We start from the raw sequence: 17,299 nt of genomic DNA on the forward strand, positions 1-17,299 counted from the left end.
CCCGCACGTCGAAGCCAGGAGCCCGACACCATGACCGTATCCCTGACGCAACCGCCTGCCGCCCCCGCCGCCGGCTCGGACGAGACCGGCCTGATCCGCCTCTGCGAACGTGGCCTTGTGCCGGACATTGTGCTGCGGGCAGGCATGCGCATGCTGATGCGTCAGCGTCTGCGCGACGCCCATGCGCACAACCCCGCGCGCCGTGCCGAATCGCTCGCGACATTGCTGAACGACCTTCGCGTCAGCCCGATTGCTGTCGACGCTCAGGCCGCCAACACCCAGCACTATGAAGTGCCCAGCCACTTCTTCGTCGAGCATCTCGGACCCGCGATGAAGTACTCATGCTGCTACTACCCCAACGGCAACGAAACGTTATCGCAAGCCGAACAGGCCATGCTCGCGCTTTATGGCAAGCGCGCCGAGATTGTCGACGGGCAGCGGATTCTCGATCTCGGCTGCGGGTGGGGCTCGCTCTCGCTCTGGCTCGCGACACGATATCCACACGCGCAGATCGTCGGATTGTCGAACTCGCACGGGCAGCGCCGTTTCATCGAGTCGGCGGCCGCGCGTCGCGGGCTTCGCAACCTGCGCATCGTGACCGGCAATGTGGCCGACTTCGAATTCGACGACGCCCTGCCCTTCCGTTTCGACCGCATCCTGTCCATCGAGATGTTCGAGCACATGAAGAACTACGGCGCGTTGCTCGGCAAGGTGGCGCGCTGGCTCAAGGACGATGGAAAGCTGTTCGTTCATCTTTTCGCCCACCGTCACGTTGCCTATCACTTTCAGAACCACGATGGCAGCGACTGGATGTCCCGGCACTTCTTCACCGGCGGCACCATGCCCAGTGCAGATCTGCTCCTGCATTTTCAGGACGACTTGCGCGTGGTGAACCGCTGGTGGCTCGACGGCCGCCATTACCAGCGCACTGCGAACGACTGGCTGGCGGCGCTCGACGCCTCGCGCGCCCTGACGCTGCCGATCCTGGAAGCCGGTTACGGCGCGCAGGCGAGCATTCAGTTTCAGCGGTGGCGCATGTTCTACATGGCCGTTGCCGAACTGTTCGGCTACGCCCATGGCAGCGAATGGGGCGTCGGCCATTACCTCTTTGTCCGGAACCGCGCCGAAGGAAGCGGGCAATGACCACGCCAACCTTCGCGTTCCCGCCAGGACGCCGCGTCGCCGTCGTCGGCGCGGGCATCGCCGGACTCGCCAGCGCCTACCTGCTCGCTCGCAAACATCAAGTGACGTTGTTCGAAGCCGGGGGCTACCCCGGCGGCCACACGAACACGGTCGATGTTTCGCTCGACGGCCGAGAAGCACCGGTCGACACCGGGTTTCTGGTCTTCAACGATCGCACCTATCCCAATCTGATCGCCTTGTTCGACGAACTCGGCGTAAGCACCATCGCCAGCGCCATGTCCTTCTCCGTGTCGGTCGACGGCGGTGCGCTCGAATGGGCCGGCACGAATCTCAATACGGTGTTTGCACAACGCCGCAACCTCTACTCCCCGCGCTTCTTGGGCATGTTGCGCGACGTCCTGCGTTTTAACGCCCGGGCGCAGGAGCATTTGAGGGAAGCCCTCAGTCGACGTCAGTCCGTGGGAGACCTGTTGCTGGCCAACGGCTATGGACAGTCGTTTCAGCATCATTACCTCCTGCCGATGGCCGCAGCCATCTGGTCGAGCCGGGCGGCAGACATTCTGCACTTTCCGGCCGCGACGTTTCTTCGTTTCTGCCTGAACCACGCGTTGCTCCAGATTCGCCATCGGCCTCAGTGGAAAACAGTGGCAGGCGGGGGGCGCGACTATGTGCGACGCATGGTCGCAACGCTCGACGATATCCGTCTGCGAACGCCCGTGCGTCGCGTCACACGCGATCCGGAAGGCGTCACGCTATCGTTCGGCGACGATCAGTCGCAACGCTTCGATGCTGTCGTGCTGGCAGGACATGCACCGGATAGCTTGCGACTGCTGAGTGATGCCAGCCCGGCGGAGCATCGCGTTCTCGGCGCGGTGCGCTATCAGCCGAACCGCGCAGTACTGCACACGGACCCGAAGCTGCTGCCACGACGCCGCCGCGTCTGGTCGGCGTGGAATTACGTCAGTCAGACAGGACAGTCCATGCATGCACAGCTCCCCGTATGTGTGAGCTATCTGATCAATCAACTCCAGGCGTTGCCCTTCACCTCTCCCGTGATCGTCACGCTCAACCCTGTCGAGGAGCCTGCGCCCCATACGGTACTGGGACGCTACGCCTACGAACACCCCCTCCTCGACCTCGCGGCAGTCGATGCGCAATCGCGCTTGCCTGAGTTGCAGGGCCGCCAGAACACCTGGTTCGCAGGCGCCTGGACGGGCTACGGCTTCCATGAAGACGGCCTGAAATCTGCACTACGCGTGGCCCGCGACTTCGGCGTCATTCCGGCATGGGCGAGGTTATGAACCGCGATACGCCAATATCCTTGCCCGCTGGCTCCTCCCCAGCGATCTGGTTGTTGCGCGGCTGCGTGACCCATGAGCGTCTGCATCCTGTGCGGCATGCGTTCGCATACCCGATGTTTCAGGTCGCCTGCGACATCGGCCGTGCGCAGGCGCTGCGCGGTCGTTGGTTCGCCATGGATTGCCGCCGGCCGCTCTCTGTGCGCTCACGCGACTACGGCCCACGTGACGGAAGCGCCCTCATGCCGTGGATGCGGGCACGTCTCGTGGAAGCAGGCATTCCGGCCGACGGCGACATGTGGTTGCAGACGATTCCCCGCATGGCGGGCTTCGCCTTTAACCCAGTGAGCTTCTGGTATTGCCACGACCGCGAGGGAAATCTGCGCGCGTTGTATGCAGATGTGCGAAACACGTTCGGCCAGCACCACGGGTATCTGCTCAGCGCCCCCGGGCACGCGGTAATTCACAACGACACGCTGCTCGTCTGTCGCAAGGTGTTTCACGTCTCGCCGTTCTGCGATGTGGAGGGGCAGTATGAATTTCGCGTTCGCCGAGAAGGCTTGTCGTGGTCGCTCGCTATCGACTATCGCGTCGGCGAGCTGCTCTTGCTGCGCACGGCGATCGCGATGCGTGCGGAACCCTTCACCGCGCGCCGCGTGTTGCGCGCGGTCCTGTCACAGCCATGCAATGCGATCAATGTTGTCATCAGAATTCACTGGCAGGCGCTGCGCCTTTGGTTCAAGCGCGTGCCGTTCTATGGAAAGACCCCGCCGGCGTTATCGGCAACGACGACCGAATGCCCAGCCTCCTCAGATCAGGAGATCCATCCATGATTCCGCTACGACTTTTCTCACCGCATGCCGTTGTGCCGATCTGGGCGCATTTGTTTCTCACCCTGGTGCGCCGGATTCGGAGCGGCCACCTAACGCTCGTCTGTCCCGATGGCACCGTGCATGTGTTCGGTGATTCGCACAGCCCGCCGCACGCCACGCTTCAGGTGCGAGATTGGCGTGCCTGCCGTCGCATCCTGCATGCCGGCGATATCGGCTTCGCAGAGGCCTACCGGGCCGGATGGGTCGACTCGCCGGACATCGTGGCGCTGCTCAGGCTGGCCATACGGAATCTGCCGTCGGTCTCTACGGCCGCGACGGGTTCGCGAATCGCGCGTATCTGGTATCACCTCCGGCATCGGCTTCGCGCTAACTCGCGCGCGGGGAGTCGGCGCAATATTCATGCGCATTACGATCTGGGCAACGCGTTCTACCGCCTGTGGCTCGATACGACATGGACGTATTCCAGCGCGTGGTTCGACGGCGACGACCAGCGCTCGCTCGCCGACGCACAGCATGCCAAGTATCAACGAATCATCGACACTCTCGGGCTTCGCCCCGGCGAGCGCGTGCTGGAAATCGGCTGCGGCTGGGGCGGCTTCGCATTGCATGCAGCCCGGCAAGGCATCGCGGTGCATGGCATCACCCTATCGCCGGCCCAGTACGCCATCGCCACCTCGCGCATCGACGCCGAAGGATTGGGTCACCTCGCACAGATTTCGCTGACCGACTATCGTGACGTGCAGGGGCAATTCGCCGCCATTGTCTCCATCGAGATGTTCGAAGCCGTGGGTGAGGCCTACTGGCCGGCCTACTTCGCCGTGCTCAAGTCCCGCCTGCTCCCCGGCGGCCGGGCACTCATCCAATCGATCACCATCGACGACGACGCCTTCGACGCGTACCGCATATCGAGCGACTTCATCCGCGAGTTCATCTTCCCCGGCGGCATGCTGCCCAGCGCCGAACGCTTTGCGACGGCATCCCGAAACGGTGGCTTGCATGTATCCCAGACCCTGAGTTTCGGGCTGGATTACGCCAGAACGTTACGGCTTTGGCACGCCGCCTTCGAATCGCAGATCGACGCCGTGCGCGCACAGGGCTTCGACGATACGTTCATCCGGACCTGGCGCCTGTACCTCCAATACTGCGAGGCGGCGTTCGAAGAGCGGCGCATCGACGTCAGGCATTTCGTCGTGACCCTCCCGGTGTGACATGTTTCCCCAAATTCCTGCCCCCTCGAGGGGGCACCTTGCGCATCGATTGAATATTCCATATTATTGGAAATATCAAATCAATGATCGGACACTGTTATGCATGTGGTCTCGTCTCAACCCACCCTTCCTGCCGTGAAGCCCGGCAGTCTCGATGTCTCCATTGCCGCCAGACTCGGGATGCCCGACGCCGCGCCTGCCCGCATTCTGCTTCTGTACGGTTCGCTGCGCGAGCGGTCTTACTCTCGCTTGCTGACCGAAGAGGCGGCCCGGCTGCTGGAGCGGATGGGCGCAGACGTGCGTATCTTCGACCCTCGCGGACTGCCAATGCCCGACGAAGTCGATGGAGACGCACACCCGAAGGTCAAGGCATTACGAGAGTTGTCGGTATGGTCCGAAGGTCAGGTCTGGTGCAGTCCCGAGCGACATGGAACGATCTCCGCCGTCATGAAGACGCAGATCGATCACCTTCCGCTCTCGATGGGAGGCATCCGGCCGACCCAAGGCCGCACGCTCGCCGTCATGCAGGTCAGCGGCGGCTCTCAATCGTTCAATTCGGTCAATCAGTTGCGCCAGCTTGGCCGGTGGATGCGCATGTTCACGATCCCCAATCAGTCCTCGGTCGCGAAGGCATTTCAGGAATTTGACGAGGCGGGCCGGATGAAGCCGTCGGCCTATTACGATCGCGTCGTGGATGTGATGGAAGAGTTGATCAAGTTCACGCTATTGCTGCGCGCAAATCGCGACTATCTCGTCGATCGTTACAGCGAACGTGCCGAGGCCGATAGGCCGCTGGATGCGACAACGGACCTGTCTGCCATTGCTATCGGCGCAGCGTCACGCGCGAAATGATGGCAACACAACGAAACATGACTCAGCACTTCCGTGGCGACGCCGGCTCGCAGCGTTCCGGCACGCCCTGACAGCAGTTTTCGGTGAGAAAGCCGATCAAGGCGTTCATCTTGTCGATGGCCGCCGCATAGTAGATGTAACGCCCTTCGTGTCTGGACGAGATCAGGCCCGCGTTGACTAGCTCCTTGAGATGGAATGACAAGGTGGCATTGGCAAGCCCGAGCGTCTCGGCAATGTTGCCGACGCTAAGTCCTTCCGGACCGGCAACGACCAGCAGTCGAAACACGGCAAGCCGGCTGCCTTGCGCGAGTGCGGCAAGCGCTTTGACAGCGTCGGTATCGTTCAAGGTGGTTTGCATGTCGTCGATTACCCCGTGATCCCACGGGTCCATTATTTCGATATTTCCGGAATCTTTGCGTCATGATACAAGCAGATATCGCCAAGCACCACGTGCTCTTCCTCTGCACACACAATTCGGCTCGTTCGATCCTGGCCGAAGCCATTCTCAACGACCTGGGGGCCGACCGGTTTGTTGGCTTCAGCGCGGGCAGTCAGCCTTCCGGACAGCCCAATCCCCATGCGATTGCGTTGCTGGCATCGCGTGGGAACGACACGTCGGCACTGCGCAGCAAGTCCTGGGACGAATTCGCCCGGGCCGGCGCACCCCGAATCGACTTCATCTTTACCGTCTGCGACAACGCGGCGGGCGAGACGTGCCCCATCTGGCCCGGCCATCCCGCCAAGGCGCATTGGGGCGTGCCCGACCCGTCGCAGACACAGGGCACGCCAGACGACATTCGCAAAGCCTTCCTCCAGACCTATCTGCAACTCCGCGCGCGCATCGAGTTGCTGCTGGAGCTTCCCTTGGAAAAGCTCGACCCGGCGGCAGCGCTTGAGCAACTTCAGGCGATCGGCAACCGCCTTCGCGCCGGGGAGGCGTAATGAGCCGTTCGCTTCCCGACATCGATTCATCCAAAGCGAAGCCCGAACCGGCAGCGGTCATGGGCACTTTCGAGCGATATCTATCGGTTTGGGTACTGCTCTGTATGGGAGCCGGCATCTTCATCGGACACTTTGCACCGACGCATATCGTGCTTGTCTCCCGGTTCGAAGTCGCCCACGTCAACATCGTCATTGCGATGCTGATCTGGGTCATGATCGTTCCCATGCTCGTGAAGATCGACTTCGGCGCGTTGCGACATGTTGCCGAGCATTGGCGCGGCGTTGGCGTGACCGTCGCAGTGAATTGGCTGGTCAAACCTTTCTCGATGGCGTTGCTCGCGTGGCTGTTCATTCGTCATGCGTTTGCGGCATGGTTACCCGCCGATCAATTGGACAGCTATACCGCGGGACTGATCCTGCTGGCTGCGGCGCCATGCACGGCGATGGTGTTCGTGTGGTCTCAACTATGCAAAGGGGACGCCTATTTCACGCTCTCGCAGGTCGCGCTGAACGACGCCATTATGGTTATCGCGTTCGCCCCCATCGTGGCTTTACTGCTCGGCGTTTCGGCCATTGCCATTCCATGGGAGACGTTGCTCGTCTCGGTCGCCGTCTACATTCTGATTCCGGTGGCGATTGCGCAGGGCCTGCGTCGCGCCCTGCTCCGGCGCAATGCGAATGCGCCGGCCAGTGCCGCGGCGGCCTCTGCGCCCTACGCCATGGGCGCGCTGCTTGCCACGCTGGTATTGCTCTTTGCCTTTCAGGCAGACGTGATGATCGAGCAGCCCGTGGTCATCGGATTGCTTGCCGTTCCCATCGTGATACAGGTGATGCTCAACGCCGGGCTGGCGTACGTGTTGAATCGAAGACTCGGTGTTGCGCACTGCGTAGCCGGGCCGTCGAGCCTGATTGCGGCCAGCAACTTCTTCGAGTTGGCGGTTGCCACGGCCATCAGCGTTTTCGGCCTTCGCTCGGGCGCGGCACTCGCGACCGTGGTAGGTGTGCTGGTCGAAGTGCCGCTGATGCTTGTCGTCGTGCGCGTCGTCAACAGAACTCAGTCCTGGTACGAGCGCAAGCGCGCTGCCTGATGACAAAATTCACCAGTTAAGCCAGAATTTCCCCGGCTCGCCCCGTATTGGCCCGAAAGTTTGGCGTGCCAACGTCCGATTGCACCGACCAACTCTGCTGAAGGCTCAAGACATGTCACATCCTGTCTTTCTCGAGAGTCCGCCTTGGCCACGCATGCCGGAGGGCCGTAAAGGCGAACTGAAGACGTACTTTTCCGCCGATGGTCCCTCGTTGGAGGCGAACGCCCATATCCCGCTCTTCTGGCGCGCATTATTCGCTCCAGACGATATTCACTTCGCCTACGTCATCGACGACTTCGATCCCGACGACGCGGCGGTGGAACTCGAAGAGTTTCTGGAAAGCGCCACACAAGCTGAAAAGGATGCCCAATACCCCTATCTGGTGACGAGCAAGGCGCTGGCGCTCGAGCGCGCTGGCCGCCGACGCGATTCTGTAATTGCGCTCCTCGGCGAGCGTTTTCGCCCGATTTACGACGCCTTTGTCAGCTATCTTTCGACGGCCTACGGCACGTTCATTCTGGTTCGCACCAGTGGGCTGCCCGACGTCACCGACGCCACCGAATGGCTAACGGCGGAACTCGAACAGATCACGGCACTGGATCACGGCACCCGCGTCCACGCGGATCTGGCTGAGGAAATCGCAGATCTGAAACGGGTGGCCGACGCCGACGCCGTCTGGCGCACCACCGGTGCGGGCAATCCCGGCGCCGAGGTCAATCCGTGGCCCAGCCAATCCCTGGTGGAGGCTTTTCCCGCATGTGCACCGCGTGCACGATATGCCGCCGCCACATCGTCAGGCGAGCCCCCTGCTGGAGACAAACACCGTTATCGCGATCCGAACATGCTCGACAAGGGACTCGAATGGATCGCGATTTTCGTGTTCGCGGGGGCGTTCGTCGGAACATGGATCACCACACACTCCGTCTGGAAGTCGATTCTTGCGACGGTCGTTGCTACGGCGGTGATGGTCTGGCTGCTGGTGCGCGTGCGCCGCATCGACTGAGCGACAGGGACGACACCGTACACGGCAACACCAGTCAGTTGGCGTCGATCATCGCTTCGAGATGAACGAGCTTCTGCAGGCGTGCGAGGGTTTCATTGCGCGCCTGCACGGCTCGGCAAGCCTGTCCCTGCGAGGTGTCGGCCGCGGGACAAACCGCTGCCACGAGCGCTTTCTCCATCGACATAAACGTTCGCCACTGGCTGGCAGATGCGCGCATCGCGGCGCGTGACGCCACCGGCAATCGCTGCTCGATGCGCCGCGTTTCGTCGTCGATATCCTTTGTGTAGTGTGCTGTCGCCTGAGCTGCGCAGCGGGCAATGGTCGCCGGCTCGGTCAGCCCGTGGCAGTGTTTTCGCTCGAATGCCAGACCTCTCTGTGGCACAGCGCTGCCGCCCTCTTCTTTTTCCACCTTCGCAGGCGTGAGCCGTCCATCCATGCGGAAGGCGCTCGCCGAAGCATTCTCGATATCCGCGCTGTAACGCGTCAAGATCTGAGCGCGTCGTCGGGTCAGCACCATCACGTCGTTGGCATTCATTGGGGCGTACATCGTGCCTCGTACCGTGGCGTACACCGCAGCGATCAGCTTGAGGTCCGCATCGCGACTCGCCAGCCACGCCCGTTGCGCCTTCAACAGTGCCGGGCGTGCCGCCTCCGGCAACGCGCCACGTAGCGTCTCGTAGCTGGCGTTCAGACGTGCGTCCCACGCATGCGTGGCTTCGCTGATGCATTGATCCTGATCGCCGGTGGATGGTTCGTCTGGATCGGCCAGACACCGGTTCAGGCGCTGATCGAGGTCGATGCCGCTGGCCGACGGCGGCCCGTCTGCCGCCATTGCCACGAAGGACAGGCACAACGCCAATACCGGCAAGGATTTCATCAGGGTGCGAATCACGGGCTCCGCCTCGAACGCAAGGAATACCGGATTCAAGCGCGTGCAGGTCCAAAAATCAAGCGCTGACCCACGCGCCGGTGTACGAGCCATGTCGAACCGGCGTCAATCGTCCTCGTGGGACTCGCCGATCGGACTGCCCCCGCGCCCGTGCGCGGCGCGCACCGTCCCCGTGCGCACCCCGTGGTGACCGAGCGCCTCGGCCAGCGCCACGCGTGCCGCCATCAACATGGCGGTCAACTCCTCAGCGTGCACGCGCAAGGCATGATTCTCGATTTCGAGACGCTGCAATCGGCGGTAAGCGTCAACCGCATCGAACGGATGGTCCCCGGTGTAATCCGGGGACGAAAAACCCATGCCGTCCGGACTGAGCAATGCCATCACGCGAGCGACGTGCTGGGCCAGTGTGTGCTGCTCGGCGGCTCGCATGGCCGGGCCGGTCACCGCAGTCGGGGTCGTAGACACCGCGCGCGCTCTCGAAATGGCGCGCTGGACCGTGCCCGCACTCGGCAGACGTTCGATACCCGCGCCCGCCAGCACACGCAGGTATGTCTGAGCACTGTGCAACCGATGCGTCGTCCCCCTCACGTCCCGAATGAACTGATCAAGAAACGCAGTGTTGGAGTCCCGATGCTCCCTATCGGCCTGCCGGGCCGCTGCATGCAGCAGACCAAGTGTGACGTCGTCGAAGCTGGGTGGAGTTCTTGGCATCGGGCGCCTCATCAATTGGGAGGGAGACGGCTGAAACGGCGTGGGCACGCCACTGGCTCCCGACCGAGCACCGCGTCGCCGATATGTCTTTCAGATTCAATAATGGCATTTATCATAATGACGATAATTTAAATTATTTATTAATAACTCAGCGCCTATCTCGTCACAATGATTCAGCATGAACATTAATTAATAAGACGCATATCGTCAAAGATTTATTTCATTAGTCATTCAAAATATCAATTGAGTTTGTGCAAATTAAATAATAGTCTTTAAGCCAACTCCCGGGCGGTAGCCGTGTGATGGCGTGCCCTGGTCGCTCGGCGAAACCCGAATGTCGCTTAAGGTCACCACCATGCCCCAGTTGCACCCCACGTCTGCCACCTCGACCATGAATCCGCCTGCACGACGTTCGCGACGGCGACCGGCGCTAGCGCTGGCGTCGAGCGTTGCGCTCGCCGCACTGGCGCTGGTTTCGCCGCATGCCGATGCGACGGAAGGCGCGCTTGGCCGCCCGGTCAGCGGCACGGGTGTCCAGCCGGATGCAGGCGTCGTCTCGCCAACCCCGATGTGGGCCGTGAATTTGTCGGAAATCTATTTCGACGGGAACATCGGCTCAAGCCGTCAGGTGCCGATTGCGGGCAAAACGTCGCTGGGTCTGGAGGGTGAACTGTCGTTCACGCTCGCGACCTTTCTGAAGACATGGGACACAGGCGCCGGCGCTTGGAACTTCGCGTCGAGCTTCACACTGCCATACCTTTGGACCAAGACGACGGCGTCGCTCAGTGCGGGCGGACGCACCGCAAGCACGTCGCAGAACGCATCGAACCTGTTCGACATCACGTTCACGCCGATCATCGCGGGCTATCACTTCTCGAAGACCGACCACATCGCGTTCTCCGTTGCGGTCTGGGCACCGACCGGCCGATACGATCCGAACGCCCTCGCCAACCCCAGTCTGAATAACTGGACCTTCATCCCGCAGGTCGCCTACACCAAGTTCGTGCCGGCCTACGACCTCGAATTCGACGTCATCGCCGGTTTGCAGTTCTACACGCGCAACACGGCCACCGACTACCAGAACGCGCCGCTCTTCACGCTCGACGTGATGGGGCTGAAGAAATTCTCGAACGGCCTGGGCGTCGGGCTGGTTCTAGGTACAACGCAACAGTTGGGCAGCGATAGCGGCCCGACCGCAGATCGCCTGAACGGCTTTCGCGGGCACGACTTCGCGATGGGGCCAATCGTCACGTATGACACGAAACTCGACGGCAAACATCCCTTGTCGTTCTCCGCTCGCTGGGTGCCGACTATCGCGAGTACCAACCGTCTGAAAAGTACTGCGACGTTCATGGCAACAGCCACATTGGTCTTCTAGTTGCCAGTCTCCGAACAGACCGACACGCTTCGCCGCGCCGTCTGTCTGACGGACGTATTAGTCGTTGCCGCGCTTTAGGTAGAAGAAAACTCGCGAAACACTGTCCGATTGGTGACAGATCGCACCTGCGCCTCACTTCCACAATGGCCCTGTCGAGTCTGTCAGGGCCACACTTCTTTGCCCTCGCTGATCTCCCGCAACGCCTCCATGTTCAGTAAAGACACGCGGCCATAGCGCACGCGCACCCATTGCCGGTCGAGGAACCACCGGAATTCCCGGTTGAGGTACTGCCGAGACGCCATGAGTAGCGCCGCGAGGTCCTCTTGCGACAGCCGCAGGCTCAGGGTCACGCCGTCGCCGTCGGGCACGCCATAGCGTCTGGCCAGCGCCAGCAACTGATAGGCGAGACGCGCGCGAAACGGCATGAGGCTGTGCCGCCCGAGCCGGTCGTGCAACCCGCGCGCCCGGCCGGCGATCAGGCGCAGAAGCGACGCTGTCAGCGTCGGGTCGCGCACCAGTTGGTCGTGCAGTGCCTGCGCGGGAATATGGAACAGCCGGGTGAGCCCTCGGGCCCGCTGGTGGTGGACGGACGTCTCCCCCGTGAGCACCGCGATGAAGTTCGCGACCTCGCCGGGCGGAATGAAGTCTTCGACGGCACGGCCACCGTCCGGACTCGTCCACTGCCACTCGAGCACGCCGGAGAGGATCACGTGGATGTCCGGACAAGGCGCTCCGGCCGCGTAGATAAGCGCTCCGTCCGAATAGGTCTGCAAATGGCCGGCCTGGATCAGCGTGTTGAGTACGTCGTCGGACCACGTGCGCAAGCCCGCATTGTTGCGAAACGCCGTCCAGATGACTTCGCGCTGCTGCGCGGTGAGGTCGCGCCCGTTCGAGCGCAGGGGCAAATGCGAGGCGGCCTGAACGGCAATGTCTTGGCCGGCATTCGCGTAGCCGACAGGAAGTACGGAAGGTGACTGCATGACGCCGTGGGATGTCTTGGGAGGTGTGGGGATGGGCGTGGTTGAACATGGAGCGAGCGGTCACGGTACCGCGTTTCACCCATTGGCCAAGTGATGAATCGGCATATCGAAATTCAACTCGGGAGCGTATGGAAATGACACAGACAAATGCACAGCGACGCAAAGTCACCGATGCCTTCGCCGGCAAGCGCCACGATGTGGACGTGCTCGTGATCGGCGGTGGCCCCGCCGGAACGTGGGCGGCGATCAGCGCGGCGGCCAACGGCGCCAAGGTGGTATTGGCCGACAAGGGGTACTGCGGCACTTCGGGGGCGACCGCGCCCTCGGGCACGGCCGTCTGGTACGTGCCGGACGACGGCGACACGCGCGAACGCGCCAAGGCAAGCCGTTTCGAGATGGGTGGCCGTCTGGCCGAACACGAATGGATGGACCGCGTGCTGGCGCAGACATGGGACAACGTTCAACAATTGGCCGATTGGGGCTATCCGTTCCCGGTCGACGAGTTCGGGCAATCGCAGCGCACCTCGGTTCAGGGGCCGGAGTACATGCGCCTGATGCGCAAGCGCGTCAAGGAAAGCGGCGCGCGCATTCTCGATCACAGTCCGGCGCTCGAACTGCTCGTCGATGGTGACGGTGCGGTGGCAGGCGCGGCCGGGGTGAATCGTCAGACGGGCGAGACTTGGCAGGTGCGTGCGAACGCCGTGGTGATCGCCACGGGCGGCTGCGCCTTCCTCAGCCGCGCACTCGGCTGCAACGTGCTCACGGGCGACGGGCAACTCATGGCCGCCGAGGTCGGTGCGGAATTGTCCGGCATGGAGTTCTCGAACGCTTACGGACTCGGGCCGGCATTCGCGTCCGTGACCAAGTCGATGTTCTACAAATGGGCCACCTTTTACGACGAAGACGGCCAGAAGATCGAGGGCGCCGGATCGGCTCGCGGACGCGGCGTGATCGCGCGTGAACTGGCATCGCGCAAGGTTTTCGGCTGCCTCGATCTGGCAGACGACCAGATCCGCGCCTGGATGCGCACGGCGCAGCCGAACTTCTTCCTGCCATTCGACCGGCTTGGCATCGACCCCTTCACGCAGCACTTCCCCGTCACCTTGCGCCTGGAAGGGACCGTGCGCGGTACGGGCGGGCTAAACGTGACTGGGCGCGACTGCGCGACATCGGTGCACGGCCTCTATGCGGCAGGCGACGCCGCCACGCGCGAATTGATTTGCGGCGGCTTTACCGGCGGTGGCAGCCACAACGCCGCGTGGGCAATGTCGACGGGATTCTGGGCAGGCGCCGGTGCCGCCACGTTCGCGCGCGCCAATCGGCGCGCGGCATCGGCGGCGCGATATCACACGGGAGGCGTGGCGTTGCAGGAGGCTGCGACCCACGACGGTATCGACAGCGCACAGATCGTTCGCGCCGTTCAGGACGAGGTGTTTCCTTACGAGCGCAACTGGTGGCGCAGTGCGGATCTGCTGGCAGATTCGCTCGGCCGTCTCGACGCCCTATGGGGACAACTGCGCGCGAGCGCCCCCACACGGAACGCGCAGGAGGCAGTACGTGCACGCGAAGCGGCGGCGATGCTCGCCACGGCCCGCTGGATGTATCGCAGCGCACAGGCCCGCACGGAAACGCGCGGCATGCATCGCCGGGTCGAGTACACCACGACCGACGACTCGCAGCATCACCGGCTGCTCAGCGGCGGGCTCGATGACATCTGGGTGCGTCGCCATCCGGTCGCCGCACGTGTGCCGCACGCCGCTCCCGAGCGCGTGCCGGCAGCCGCCAACCTCGCAGTGACCGGAGCCCTCGCATGATCGAGATCGTGAACGATGCTCGCTGCACGGGTTGCAACATCTGTGTGAGGGCGTGCCCAACCAACGTGTTCGAAGCGGTGGACGGCGGTGCGCCACGTATTGCCCGGCAGGACGACTGCCAGACCTGCTTCATGTGCGAACTCTATTGCCCGGAGGACGCCCTGTTTGTCGCCCCGCAGGCCGACAGACCCGCGACTGCGGATGACGCGCAAATCTTGCGCGATGCCATGTGGGGCAGCTATCGCGACGCCGTGGGCTGGGGCCCCGGGCGCCGCTCCACCGCCGCACTCGATGCCAGTTATGTTTTATTGACGAAGGCCCATTGATGACGAAAGACACACGATTCGAGGTTTCCTCCACCCGCCGCGCATTGCTCAAGAGGGCCGCCGCCGGCGGTCTGTGGCTCGCGGGCAGCGGCGTGCGTGCCGCGAGCGGCAATGGCAAGACGTTGCGCTTTGGCGTGATCGGCCCGGCGCGGGCACCGGCCGCCCCGACCGGTTATGCGCTCTCACGCGGCTATCTGTTGCGCGAACTGGCGCCGCTCGGGTTCAAGGACGTTCGCTTCGACATGTTCCTGAACGGCCCCGACCTGAACGAAGCCTTCTTCTCGGGAACATTGGACGTCGGCATTTATGGCGACACCCCGGCGGTCGTGGCGCGTTCGCAAGGACTCAAGGGCCGTCTGATCGGCTTTGAAGAAATCGGTCTGGCTGCCTGGTTGCTGACGCCACGCGGCGGTGTTCGCAGCGTGAAGGAACTCGACGGCAAGACCGTGGGCGTGCCGCTCGGCTCGTACATCCATCGCTACCTGCTCGGTGTGCTCGACGGCGCGGGCCTCACGGGACGCACGAGGGTCGTCCATATGCTCGGGCGCGACGCGGGCGCCGCGCTCGAACATGGCGCCGTCGGCGCTTATGCCGCGCAATCGGATCTCGCGCCAACGCTGGCGGCATTGGGCTATCCCGTCATCGATCGAGCGACGCAACACCCCGAACTCCTCGGCTCGTCGGTCATCGTGGCGTCGGCGGATGTGCTGGCTCGGGCCCCGGACTTGCCGGCCGCATGGAACCGGGCACGCCGGGCCGCGTTGGCGGACATCGACCGCGACCCGGTGGCGTACTTCGACTTTCACCAACGCACGAGCGGTGTGACGCTCGACGCCATCAAGATCGCCCATCCGATCTCGAACTATCCGGCCGAGGCGCTGCCGCCGTCGGGCATTCAACTGCTCGACGGCGTGAAGCGCTTCCTGCTGAACGGACGCCTCATTCGCAACGACTTTGCCGTGCAGCAGTGGCAAACGTAGGCCGGGGCCACTCGCCCTCCCGATGCCGGTGGGCAAGTGGCCGCGCACGGCGCCCCGGCAGCGTCAGAGCGTCACGACTTCGAGAATGGCATCGGCAAACGCCTTCGGCGCCTCCTGCGGCAAGTTGTGCCCGATGCCGCCACCGATATCGCGATGCAGATACTTCCCGATGAACTTCTTCGCGTAAGCGGCCGGTGCGGGATGAGGTGCACCGTTCGCGTCGCCTTCCATCGTGATGGTCGGCACGGAGATCGCTGGCGCGCTCGCCAGACGTTGCTCCAGCGCATCGAAGCGCGACTCGCCTTGCGCCAGCCCCAGACGCCAGCGGTAATTGTGAATCACGATGGCCACGTGATCGGGGTTGTGGAACGCCCCGGCCGAGCGCGCGTAAGTCGCGTCGTCGAAATGCCACTGCGGCGAGGCAAGTTGCCAGATGAGCTTGTTGAAGGCGTCGGTGTTGGCGGCATAGCCTTTCGCCCCGCGCTCCGTCGCAAAGTAGAACTGATACCACCACTGCAACTCGGCCTGCGGCGGCAGCGGCTGACGATTCGCCTCCTGACTGCCGATGAGATAGCCGCTCACGCTGACCAGCGCCTTCACGCGCTCCGGCCAGATTGCCGCGAGAATATTCGCCGTGCGTGCCCCCCAATCGTAGCCGCCGAGAATCGCCTGATCGATCTTCAGCGCGTCCATCAGCGCGATGATGTCGGCCGCCACCACGGCCTGTTGACCGTTGCGCGGCGTCGCGGCCGAAAGCAAGCGGGTCGTACCGTAACCGCGCAGATAGGGCACGATGACCCGATAACCCGCCGCCGCCAGTTGCGGCGCCACGTCGACATAGCTGTAGATGTCGTAAGGCCAGCCGTGCAACAGAATGACCACCTCTCCGTCTTTCGGGCCAGCTTCGGCGTACCCGACATTCAGGTCGCCGGCCTCGATCTGACGAAGGGCTTCGAACGACGTGTGCCCGCCCACGGACGATGGCGAGGCGGCATGCGCCAGTTGCGACAGCCCGAGTTCGATAAGGGTAGCGCCCGCGAGTGTAGTACCAAGCAGGCGACGGCGACGAAGATTGACCGGTTCCGACATGACTGAGTCCTCTCTGAGTGATGTTCCGGCGCAGGTGCCGGGACGTTGTACCTGCACGCCCGAGGCCAATTCAGTGCCGACCGGACGCTTACCCAGCGTTATATCTGCGTGCTCGCTGCCGTTTATGTCCGAATGTATCCGCCCTGATAAATGACACATACGGATTCAAAAATCCTGTCTCGGCCAGTGCGTGCGGTTGGCCGCACCGGCCGCTCCGGCCCCTGCGCCTTATGTATCCCGGCGGGTTTGGTTATCTGAAATCCGTGATCTGCACGACCGGGCCGCGTGATAGCATTCCGGCTTGCCTCGCACGACTCTCGCCCCCGACACATGTCTTTCACCGCACGCAAACGCTTATTCGCATGGCTCGGCCTCGCCGCCATGTGGCTCGCGATTTGCATGCCGGCTGTCAGCCAGGTAATCGCTGCACATCGCGCGGAACAAGCGCGCGTGCTGGACGTGGCCTTCTGCACCGTCGACGGACTGACGTCTGCGACCGCGCTCGCCGCCTCGGCCTCGACCCACGACGCCCGCGATAGGCACGGCGCGTCCATGTCCCATGCCGCACATGACAGTCAGGGCGACGTCTGCGGCTACTGTTCGCTGCTTGCCAATCATCCGCCGCTCGTCATGCCCGCGCTCGCCGGTGCAGTGTCGTTCGCGTGGATTGCCCGTGCGGGGCCGGGCATCGAGACCCGCCCCACCAATACCGCCCTCGCCTTCACGCCGCCCGCGCGCGCGCCACCTGCCGTTTCCTGATCTCGC

The 17,299-nt window shown here is 63.2% G+C and carries 18 protein-coding genes; 13 read left to right on the forward strand and 5 right to left on the reverse strand.

All coding sequences use genetic code 11. The features are described from left to right. Positions 1 to 30 precede the first annotated feature (30 nt). The 5 genes from PI93_RS15645 (at position 31) to arsH (ending at position 5,334) form a co-directional block, all read left to right on the forward strand. The gene (locus tag PI93_RS15645; RefSeq protein ID WP_039365610.1) at positions 31 to 1,143 is read left to right on the forward strand and encodes an SAM-dependent methyltransferase; all 1,113 of its coding nucleotides are present in this window, start codon (positions 31 to 33) and stop codon (positions 1,141 to 1,143) included. After that, positions 1,140 to 2,444, forward strand: coding sequence for an NAD(P)/FAD-dependent oxidoreductase (locus PI93_RS15650; protein WP_039365608.1), 1,305 nt, complete (start codon positions 1,140 to 1,142; stop codon positions 2,442 to 2,444). The genes PI93_RS15645 and PI93_RS15650 overlap by 4 nt, the downstream gene beginning before the upstream one ends. Positions 2,445 to 2,458: 14 nt before the next feature. Then, positions 2,459 to 3,274: a DUF1365 domain-containing protein gene (locus tag PI93_RS15655; RefSeq protein WP_407945368.1), complete on the forward strand. Its 816-nt coding sequence runs from the start codon at positions 2,459 to 2,461 to the stop codon at positions 3,272 to 3,274. Next, on the forward strand, positions 3,271 to 4,482 hold the full coding sequence (locus PI93_RS15660) for an SAM-dependent methyltransferase (RefSeq protein ID WP_039365606.1): 1,212 nt from the start codon (positions 3,271 to 3,273) through the stop codon (positions 4,480 to 4,482). Before PI93_RS15655 ends, PI93_RS15660 begins: the two co-directional genes overlap by 4 nt. A 99-nt stretch (positions 4,483 to 4,581) precedes the next feature. Beyond that, complete coding sequence (gene arsH, locus PI93_RS15665) at positions 4,582 to 5,334, forward strand: arsenical resistance protein ArsH (protein WP_039365604.1); 753 nt, start codon at positions 4,582 to 4,584, stop codon at positions 5,332 to 5,334. Positions 5,335 to 5,356: 22 nt separating this feature from the next. Here the strand turns inward: arsH and PI93_RS15670 are convergent, their stop codons facing one another. Then, positions 5,357 to 5,680 (reverse strand): ArsR/SmtB family transcription factor, encoded by a 324-nt coding sequence (locus tag PI93_RS15670; protein WP_201278452.1) that lies wholly within the window; start codon positions 5,678 to 5,680, stop codon positions 5,357 to 5,359. A 74-nt stretch (positions 5,681 to 5,754) separates the two neighbouring features. Here PI93_RS15670 and PI93_RS15675 point away from each other — a divergent pair, with 74 nt between their 5' ends. The 3 genes from PI93_RS15675 to PI93_RS15685 all read left to right on the forward strand — a co-directional run bounded on the left by PI93_RS15675 (position 5,755) and on the right by PI93_RS15685 (position 8,367). Further along, positions 5,755 to 6,276: an arsenate reductase ArsC gene (locus PI93_RS15675; protein WP_039365603.1), complete on the forward strand. Its 522-nt coding sequence runs from the start codon at positions 5,755 to 5,757 to the stop codon at positions 6,274 to 6,276. Then, positions 6,276 to 7,364, forward strand: a complete 1,089-nt coding sequence (arsB, locus tag PI93_RS15680; RefSeq protein WP_039365601.1) for an ACR3 family arsenite efflux transporter — start codon at positions 6,276 to 6,278, stop codon at positions 7,362 to 7,364. The genes PI93_RS15675 and arsB overlap by 1 nt, the downstream gene beginning before the upstream one ends. A 112-nt stretch (positions 7,365 to 7,476) precedes the next feature. Further along, on the forward strand, positions 7,477 to 8,367 hold the full coding sequence (locus PI93_RS15685; protein WP_144400498.1) for a hypothetical protein: 891 nt from the start codon (positions 7,477 to 7,479) through the stop codon (positions 8,365 to 8,367). A 34-nt stretch (positions 8,368 to 8,401) separates the two neighbouring features. Here PI93_RS15685 and PI93_RS15690 read toward each other — a convergent pair whose 3' ends face one another. Then, on the reverse strand, positions 8,402 to 9,259 hold the full coding sequence (locus PI93_RS15690; RefSeq protein WP_158453312.1) for a lysozyme inhibitor LprI family protein: 858 nt from the start codon (positions 9,257 to 9,259) through the stop codon (positions 8,402 to 8,404). A 102-nt stretch (positions 9,260 to 9,361) separates the two neighbouring features. Continuing rightward, entirely contained in the window at positions 9,362 to 9,967 is a 606-nt protein-coding gene (locus tag PI93_RS15695; protein ID WP_144400499.1) for a hypothetical protein, read from the reverse strand. A gap of 391 nt (positions 9,968 to 10,358) precedes the next feature. Between PI93_RS15695 and PI93_RS15700 the strand changes: the two genes are divergently transcribed. Further along, a complete protein-coding gene (locus PI93_RS15700; protein ID WP_052240399.1) occupies positions 10,359 to 11,345 on the forward strand; it encodes a SphA family protein in 987 nt (328 codons plus the stop codon). Positions 11,346 to 11,506: 161 nt separating this feature from the next. Here PI93_RS15700 and PI93_RS15705 read toward each other — a convergent pair whose 3' ends face one another. Beyond that, positions 11,507 to 12,325, reverse strand: coding sequence for a Crp/Fnr family transcriptional regulator (locus PI93_RS15705; RefSeq protein WP_052240345.1), 819 nt, complete (start codon positions 12,323 to 12,325; stop codon positions 11,507 to 11,509). 134 nt (positions 12,326 to 12,459) lie between these two features. Here PI93_RS15705 and PI93_RS15710 point away from each other — a divergent pair, with 134 nt between their 5' ends. From PI93_RS15710 to PI93_RS15720, 3 genes are read left to right on the forward strand one after another with little or no spacing between them, the layout of a single operon-like run. After that, positions 12,460 to 14,139 carry an FAD-dependent oxidoreductase gene (locus tag PI93_RS15710; RefSeq protein WP_039366029.1) on the forward strand — a complete coding sequence of 560 codons (1,680 nt, stop codon included), beginning with the start codon at positions 12,460 to 12,462 and terminating at the stop codon, positions 14,137 to 14,139. Then, positions 14,136 to 14,465, forward strand: a complete 330-nt coding sequence (locus tag PI93_RS15715; protein ID WP_039365594.1) for a 4Fe-4S dicluster domain-containing protein — start codon at positions 14,136 to 14,138, stop codon at positions 14,463 to 14,465. Before PI93_RS15710 ends, PI93_RS15715 begins: the two co-directional genes overlap by 4 nt. Then, a complete protein-coding gene (locus PI93_RS15720) occupies positions 14,465 to 15,445 on the forward strand; it encodes an ABC transporter substrate-binding protein (RefSeq protein ID WP_039365592.1) in 981 nt (326 codons plus the stop codon). The genes PI93_RS15715 and PI93_RS15720 overlap by 1 nt, the downstream gene beginning before the upstream one ends. A gap of 63 nt (positions 15,446 to 15,508) precedes the next feature. On the opposite strand, the gene PI93_RS15725 is transcribed toward PI93_RS15720, so the two are convergent. Then, positions 15,509 to 16,534: an alpha/beta fold hydrolase gene (locus tag PI93_RS15725; RefSeq protein ID WP_039365590.1), complete on the reverse strand. Its 1,026-nt coding sequence runs from the start codon at positions 16,532 to 16,534 to the stop codon at positions 15,509 to 15,511. Positions 16,535 to 16,864: 330 nt separating this feature from the next. Between PI93_RS15725 and PI93_RS15730 the strand changes: the two genes are divergently transcribed. Further along, positions 16,865 to 17,293 carry a DUF2946 domain-containing protein gene (locus tag PI93_RS15730; RefSeq protein WP_052240344.1) on the forward strand — a complete coding sequence of 143 codons (429 nt, stop codon included), beginning with the start codon at positions 16,865 to 16,867 and terminating at the stop codon, positions 17,291 to 17,293. Positions 17,294 to 17,299 lie beyond the last annotated feature (6 nt).

Origin of the sequence: Pandoraea fibrosis, from assembly GCF_000807775.2 — a bacterium.
Classification (GTDB): Bacteria; Pseudomonadota; Gammaproteobacteria; order Burkholderiales; family Burkholderiaceae; genus Pandoraea; species Pandoraea fibrosis.

Bases quoted from the DNA above. Each gene is read 5' to 3' on its own strand.
- arsB (WP_039365601.1), top strand. From the start codon at position 6,276: ATGAGCCGTTCGCTTCCCGACATCGATTCATCCAAAGCGAAGCCCGAA.
- PI93_RS15695 (WP_144400499.1), bottom strand. From the start codon at position 9,967: ATGCCAAGAACTCCACCCAGCTTCGACGACGTCACACTTGGTCTGCTG.
- PI93_RS15660 (WP_039365606.1), top strand. From the start codon at position 3,271: ATGATTCCGCTACGACTTTTCTCACCGCATGCCGTTGTGCCGATCTGG.
- arsH (WP_039365604.1), top strand. From the start codon at position 4,582: ATGCATGTGGTCTCGTCTCAACCCACCCTTCCTGCCGTGAAGCCCGGC.
- PI93_RS15650 (WP_039365608.1), top strand. From the start codon at position 1,140: ATGACCACGCCAACCTTCGCGTTCCCGCCAGGACGCCGCGTCGCCGTC.
- PI93_RS15720 (WP_039365592.1), top strand. From the start codon at position 14,465: ATGACGAAAGACACACGATTCGAGGTTTCCTCCACCCGCCGCGCATTG.
- PI93_RS15645 (WP_039365610.1), top strand. From the start codon at position 31: ATGACCGTATCCCTGACGCAACCGCCTGCCGCCCCCGCCGCCGGCTCG.
- PI93_RS15725 (WP_039365590.1), bottom strand. From the start codon at position 16,534: ATGTCGGAACCGGTCAATCTTCGTCGCCGTCGCCTGCTTGGTACTACA.
- PI93_RS15685 (WP_144400498.1), top strand. From the start codon at position 7,477: ATGTCACATCCTGTCTTTCTCGAGAGTCCGCCTTGGCCACGCATGCCG.
- PI93_RS15675 (WP_039365603.1), top strand. From the start codon at position 5,755: ATGATACAAGCAGATATCGCCAAGCACCACGTGCTCTTCCTCTGCACA.
- PI93_RS15715 (WP_039365594.1), top strand. From the start codon at position 14,136: ATGATCGAGATCGTGAACGATGCTCGCTGCACGGGTTGCAACATCTGT.
- PI93_RS15730 (WP_052240344.1), top strand. From the start codon at position 16,865: ATGTCTTTCACCGCACGCAAACGCTTATTCGCATGGCTCGGCCTCGCC.
- PI93_RS15710 (WP_039366029.1), top strand. From the start codon at position 12,460: ATGACACAGACAAATGCACAGCGACGCAAAGTCACCGATGCCTTCGCC.
- PI93_RS15700 (WP_052240399.1), top strand. From the start codon at position 10,359: ATGAATCCGCCTGCACGACGTTCGCGACGGCGACCGGCGCTAGCGCTG.
- PI93_RS15705 (WP_052240345.1), bottom strand. From the start codon at position 12,325: ATGCAGTCACCTTCCGTACTTCCTGTCGGCTACGCGAATGCCGGCCAA.